The organism is Kitasatospora sp. NPDC057518 (assembly GCF_042802075.1).
GTDB lineage: Bacteria > Actinomycetota > Actinomycetes > Streptomycetales > Streptomycetaceae > Kitasatospora.
The window spans coordinates 1-6405 of record NZ_JBHVEU010000492.1; the positions used below are offsets into that span (position 1 = coordinate 1).

The window sequence follows — 6405 nt, forward strand, 5'->3', positions numbered from 1 at the left end:
CCGGCACCGCCACTGACCGACACCGGCGCCGGTGTCGGTCAGTGGCGGTGCCGGTGGCGGTCAGCCGTCGCGCCCGTCCGTCCGGCGCCGGTACAGGGTGAAGGTGTCCACCGGGGTGAGGTCCCCGTGCGGTCCGTCGAAGGTGTAGTAGGTGACCTTCATGGTGGTGGTGCCGCCGCGCCGGTCGCCCGGGTCGACCTCGAAGGCCGCGAAGCCGTGGGCGTGTTCGCGGTCCTGGACGGCGGCCCAGGGCGCGTCCTCGGTGAGCCAGACCGATTCCCGGTAGGGCGCGCCCGGTTTCGGGTCCTCCAGCCCGATGACGACCCGGCCCTTGGGCTGCTCGAAGAGGTCGTCCTGGGTGGTGGCGGCGTTGCCGCCGGCGCCGATGACCATGTGGACGGTGCCCCGCCCGGTGTCGACCATGTCGGTGCGGGTGCTGGTCGGCACCGGGGTGCGGGCGTCGTTCGGCAGGGTGCCGCGGACGGGGTGGGAGCGCTCGTAGTAGTGCTCGTGGCCGCACACCACCAGGTCGACCCCGTAGGCGTCGAACAGCGGGCCCCAGGTCTCGCGCAGGCCGAGGTCGCTGCCGGAGCCGTGCTTCGAGCTGGAGATCATCGGGTGGTGCATGCAGACCACGATCCAGTCGATCGCCCGGTTGTTCCGCGTCGTCCGCAACTCCCGCTCCAGCCAGCGCCGTTGGGCTCCGCCGGAGAAGCCGCGCAGGTAGACGTCGCCGGAGTTCTGGATGGCCTCGTCGTCGTTGGCGAGGCTGATGAAGCGCACCGAGCCGACGGTGAAGGCGTACCACAGGCCCCGGGTCTCCTCGTCGGAGGAGGCCGAGGAGTCGGGGAGGGAGAAGTACGCCTGGTAGCCGAGCGCGCCGATCGGGCCGTTGCCGCCCTCGTTCTCGTGGTTGCCGACGCAGGGCATCCAGGGCCGCAGCCGGGTGGAGCGGCTGTTGCTGATGAACCAGTCGGCCCAGGTCGCGGTGCGGCTCTGGCCGTGGCGGCCGGCGTAGGAGGAGTAGCAGAGGTCGCCGTTGATGAGGTTGAACAGCGGGCCGACGCGCTCGACGGCGGCGACGATGTCGGCGGAGGCCGCGGTGCCGACCTGGCTGCTCATGAACACCGGGTACTTGCCGAGCGGGGAGGGCATGCCGTCGGGGAAGGTGATCCGGCGGCGGAGGTTGGGCGCGGCCTGGTCGCCGAAGCTGGTGAAGGTGAACGGGGCGCGGCCGCGCGGGGCGGTGGTGAAGGTGCCGGTCTCGGGGGTGGCCCCGTCGTGGCCGGCGCTGTAGAGGTAGGTGGTGCCCGGGCGCAGGCCGGTGAGCCGCGCGTGGTGGACGTACACCTCGACCTTGTCGATCGAGTCCCGGTAGGTGCGGGTCTCGGCCTGGACGACCCGGCCGAGGCCGCCGTCCGGTGAGCCGTACCGCACCTGCGGACGGCGCACGGACTGCGGGGTGAGCCAGGAGACGGTCATCTCCGTGCCGGCGTCGGTGCCGAACTGGAGGTGCAGCCCGGACACCGCGGCCGTTCCGGAGCGGTGCGGGGTGGTCTGCAGGAGCGGGCTGGTGGGCGCGTCGTCGGCCGGTTGGGCGGCCGCGGGTTGCGCGCCCGCCGTCGAGGCCGCGGCCACCAGGGCGGCTCCGGCCGCCGAGGTGCCCTTGAGGATGGACCTGCGTGCAATGGTCATGAGGACTCCGCCTGCCGAGTGGGGGTTCGACAGGCAGTCACTTTAATGACATGTGCACGTAAAGACGATCGTTTTCGCAGCTTCCGTTCGCACGCTTCGTTCTCGGGCCTGGTTCGCAGGCTTCGTTCTCAGGCTTCGTTCGCAGGGCCCGTTCGCAGGGCCGGTCTCCTACGCCTTGCGGCCGACTCCCCCGTACACCCCGACCTTCCCCTCGCCCGGCGCCGGGCCCCCGGCGGGCTCCGGGTGCCAGCGGTCGACCAGGACGACGCCCGGGTCGTCCAGTTCCAGCCCGCCGAAGAAGCGTTCGACGCGCTCGCGCGAGCGGAGGTGGAGGTCGATCCCGGCCTCCGCGTAGCGGCGGGTGGCGATCCCGGCGCGCTCCGGCGCGATGTCGGCGGTCCCGGCCGAGAGGGCGAGGAAGCTGCCGGCCGGCAGGGCGTCCAGGAGCTTGCGGACGGGCGGGTGCGCGACCTCGTCGGAGAGGAAGTGGACGATGTTGATGAGCGTCAGGGCGACCGGCTCGCGGAGGTCCAGGGTGGCGGCCACCCCCGGGTCGGCGAGGAACTGCTCCGGCTCGCGCAGGTCCCCCTGGACGTAGGCGGTACGGCCCTCGGGGGTGCTGGTGAGCAGGGCCCGCGAGTGGGCGAGCACGATCGGGTCGTTGTCGACGTAGACCACGCGGCAGGCCGGGTCGACGGCCTGGACGATCTCGTGCAGGTTGGGCGTGGTGGGGATGCCGGTGCCGACGTCCAGGAACTGGCGGACGCCGTGCACCCCGGCGAGCCGGCGGACCATCCGCCGCATCACGGCGCGGGCGGCGGTGGCGTCCTCGCGCACGCCGGGCAGTTCGGCGAGGACGCGGTCGCCGACCTCGCGGTCGGCCGGGAAGTTGGTCTTGCCGCCGAGCAGGTAGTCGTAGACCCGGGCGGAGTGCGCCCGGTCGGTGCGCAGGTCCACCGGCGGCGGCTCCTCGAACCCGGCCTCGGTCAGCCAGCTCTCCGACACGCGGCCCCCCGGCGCGCAGTCGTCCGAGCCGCAGCCGTCGAGCCCGCAGTCCTCCGGCAGGTCGCCGTCCCTTGCGTTGGTGTCCGGTATGTCGGTACCCGGTGCGTCGATGCCCACGCCAGCCCTCCCCGTTCAGCAGTGGTCCGGACCACTCAACCACAGCCGATGACTGTCCGTCAGGCGGTTCCGGGTGTCCGCTGAACCGCTCCTTCCGTCTCGCGGACGGCCTCGGCGAAGGAGGGCACCTTCATCGCCGTCAGCAGCGCGAGGGCCGGGCCGGCCGTGCAGACGGTGACGTACGCGGGGATCACGCCCAGCCAGTGCCGGCCGCTCAGCCACTCGGCGAGCAGCGGGAAGGTGCCGCCGAACGCCGCGATGGTGGCCGCGTTGACCACGCCGAGGCCGACCGCCCGCACCTCGGTCGGGAACAGCAGCCCGGTGAAGACGTTGAGCGTGCCGAGCACCGTAGCCACCAGCATCCCCAGCAGCACGGCGACGACCTGGAACGGCAGCCAGCCCTGGCGCAGCCCGGCGAGCAGCACCCCGACCAGCGGGATCGGCAGGCCGAAGCCGATCCGGGCGACCGGCAGCAGGCCGAAGCGGTCGGCGGCGGCGCCGGTGAGCAGCATGGTGGCCAGCACCACGCCGAGCACCACGGTCATGAAGGAGGCCGCCTCCTCCTTGCCGATCACGTGGTAGGCGGCGGCGTACTGCGGCAGGTACACCAGCGCGAAGTAGTAACCGACAGTCCCGCCCAGGGTGTTGAGGAAGACGGTGAGCACCGCCCAGCGGTGCTCGCGCAGCGTCCGGAGGAACGGCGGGCGGGCGGCGCGGCCCGCCCGTTCCCGGGCGCGGTGGAACTCGGCGCTCTCCGGCGCCCACCGCCGCACCCAGACGGCGGCCAGCCCGAGCAGCGCGGCGACCACGAAGCCCCAGCGCCAACCGCCGTTCTCCAGGCCGGACTTGCCGAGGGTGTGGATCAGCAGGGTGAGCACGCCGAAGGAGAGCAGCGAGCCGAGGATGATCCCGCCGTAGGAGACCGAGCTGAACGCGAAGCGGTGCCGCCGCGGGGCGGTCTCGGTCACGTACGCGGCCACGCTCGGCGCCTCCCCGCCGAAGGCCAGCCCCTGTACCACCCGGGCGAGCACGGCCAGCACGGCCGCCCAGACCCCGATGCTCCGCTGGCCCGGGACGGCGGCGATGCCCAGGCTGGCGACGGCGATCACCGCCATGCCGAGGCTGAGCGCGAAGCGCCGTCCCCGGGTGTCGCTGAGCCGCCCGATCAGGTACGAGCCGACCGGCCGGGCGACGAAGCCCACCGCGAAGGTGACGTACGCGCCGAGCACGCCGCTGACGCCGTGTTTGCCGTGCCCGAAGAGGTCCGCCGCGAAGTAGGGCGCGAGGACGGCGTAGATGTTCCAGTCGAAGGACTCGACCACCGATCCGACCGTCGCCGCGGCCAACTCCCGCCGCCGCCCGCCGGTTTCCGCCTGGTGACGGAGCGGTGCCACCGCGCTGCTTTCTGTCATGGCCTCAGCATGGCACCGTTCGGACCGCCGCGGAATCACTTCTCGCGGCCGGTGGGCGGCGTGCTCCGGTCCGTTGACGCAGAGCACTCTGAGAATCCCATGTGACTGATGTGACAGGCAGGTGATATTCCTGTGCCGTGCATTCCATGATCACCCGGACCCCGCGGCGCGCCCTGCCCGCCGCCGTCGCAGCCCTCGCCACCGCCGCCCTGCTGGCCGGCTGCACCAGCGGAGGCGGCACCGCCGCCGCGCCCTCGGCCTCCCCGGACGCCGCCGCCGTCGCGACGCCGAGCGCCGTCGCGACCCCGACGCCCAAGCCCACCGGCGCCGCCGACCCCGCCCTCAAGGCCTTCTACGGCCAGCAACTCGCCTGGGGCCCCTGCCAGAAGGACCCGCAGAACGAGGAGGACACCTCCGCGCTCCAGTGCGCCACCCTCAAGGTGCCGCTGAACTACGCCGCACCGGAGGTCGGCACCCTGGACGTCGCCGTGGTCCGCAACCCGGCGACCAAGCCCGACCAGCGGATCGGCTCGCTGCTGATCAACCCCGGCGGCCCGGGCGGCTCCGGCGTCGGGATGGTCACCTACGACCCCAAGGGCTTCGACGGCCCGGTGCACGACCGCTACGACATCGTCGGCTTCGACCCGCGCGGCACCGCCGGCACCAGCCCGCTCAACTGCCTGGACGACCGCACCCGGGACGACTGGCTGACCACCGACCAGCCCGCGGCCGACCACGGCAAGCAGCTGGCCGACGCCTGCCAGGCCAAGTACGCCCAGCTCCTGCCCTTCGTCAGCACCCGCAACAGCGCCCGGGACATGGACGTGCTGCGCGGCGCCCTCGGCGACCAGAAGCTCAGCTACCTCGGCCTGTCCTACGGCACCTACCTCGGCTCGCTGTACGCCGAGGAGTTCCCGGACAAGGTCGGCCGGCTCGTCCTGGACGGCGCCACCTCGGCCTCCATCTCGCTGGTCCAGCACAACATCGAGCAGCAGGGCGGCTTCGAGCGGGCCCTGAAGGCCTTCGCCGCGGACTGCGTCACCAAGGACGCCTGCTCGCTCGGCAAGGACCCCGAGCAGGCGGCGCAGAAGCTCGCCGCGTTCCTCGACGGGCTCAAGGACAAGCCGCTCAAGACGGAGAAGGGCCGCACCCTGACCTCGAGCGCGGCCTGGACGGGCGTGCTCAGCCGGCTCTACGGCGGCGAGAAGGCCTGGACCGGTCTGCGCAACTCCATCGGCTGGGCGATGGTGCGCGGCAAGGGCGACTACCTGCTGGACCTCGCCGACGGCTACAACGGCCGCGACAAGGACGGCAAGTACCGCCCCTCGGCGGACGCCTACACGGCCATCCACTGCGCCGACGGCGCCACCGACGCCCCGGCCGGCGAGCAGTTGCAGGCCGCGCTGACCGACCTCGCCGCCAAGGCCCCGCTGGTCAGCAAGCACGACCCGATGGCCGCGCTGTTCGACCCGGACTGCCGGATCTGGCCGGCCGCCTCGACGGAGAGGCCGCACGCGGTCAAGAACACGGCCGCCGCCCCGATCGTGGTGGTCGGCACCACCGGCGACCCGGCCACCCCGTACGCCTGGGCCGAGAAGCTGACCGCCGAGCTCGGCAACGCCGTCCTGGTCACCCGCGAGGGCGAGGGCCACACCGGGTACGGCGCCAGCAAGTGCGTGCGCGCCTCGGTGGACGCCTTCCTGCTGGACGGGACCGTCCCGGCCGCGGGCATCCGCTGCCCGACGGACTGATCCGTCCCGCACGATGACGGCGCCGGGCCCGCGGGCCCGGCGCCGTCGCCGCTTTGCGGGTCAGTGCCCCGGGTGGTGGACGAACCGGTAGGTGTCCCGGTCGAGTTCGGTGACCTGGACGCCGATGGCGGCGGGCCCGGCGATCCGGGCGCGCAGGGCGGCGAGCACCCGGGCGGTCAGCTCGGCGCGCTGCTCGGCGCTGCGGCCGGCCAGGATCTTCACCTCGACCAGCACCGCGGCCTCGCCGCTCGTCCCGTCGCCGACCCGGTGGCCGCCGGCGGGGCGGAAGAGCGTCTTGCAGTCCGCCACCGTGGTGTCGATCACCTCGGTGATCGCCTGGTGGACCTCGGCGGCCAGCGCCGTCCGGTCGAAGTCGAGTTCGGCCGAGTGGTCGACCAGGATCTGCGGCACGGGAACCTCCGGGA

General features: G+C 73.1%; 5 protein-coding genes. 1 reads left to right on the top strand and 4 read right to left on the bottom strand.

The genetic code is table 11. The annotated features are described in order from the left end of the window. Positions 1-60 precede the first annotated feature (60 nt). From ACFU7Z_RS34115 to ACFU7Z_RS34125, 3 genes are all read right to left on the bottom strand, one after another. Complete coding sequence (locus tag ACFU7Z_RS34115) at positions 61-1695, bottom strand: metallophosphoesterase family protein (protein ID WP_117485665.1); 1635 nt, start codon at positions 1693-1695, stop codon at positions 61-63. A 168-nt stretch (positions 1696-1863) separates the two neighbouring features. Further along, positions 1864-2685 (bottom strand): SAM-dependent methyltransferase, encoded by an 822-nt coding sequence (locus ACFU7Z_RS34120; RefSeq protein ID WP_380781825.1) that lies wholly within the window; start codon positions 2683-2685, stop codon positions 1864-1866. 191 nt (positions 2686-2876) lie between these two features. Beyond that, positions 2877-4229, bottom strand: coding sequence for an MFS transporter (locus ACFU7Z_RS34125; RefSeq protein WP_082345700.1), 1353 nt, complete (start codon positions 4227-4229; stop codon positions 2877-2879). 146 nt (positions 4230-4375) lie between these two features. On the opposite strand from ACFU7Z_RS34125, the gene ACFU7Z_RS34130 reads away from it, so the two are divergent. Next, positions 4376-5980 carry an alpha/beta hydrolase gene (locus tag ACFU7Z_RS34130; RefSeq protein ID WP_380781821.1) on the top strand — a complete coding sequence of 535 codons (1605 nt, stop codon included), beginning with the start codon at positions 4376-4378 and terminating at the stop codon, positions 5978-5980. Between the two features lie 60 nt (positions 5981-6040). Here ACFU7Z_RS34130 and ACFU7Z_RS34135 read toward each other — a convergent pair. Then, positions 6041-6405, bottom strand: a 365-nt coding sequence (locus ACFU7Z_RS34135) for a 5-carboxymethyl-2-hydroxymuconate Delta-isomerase (RefSeq protein WP_380781823.1), incomplete at its 5' end; no start/stop codon positions are given.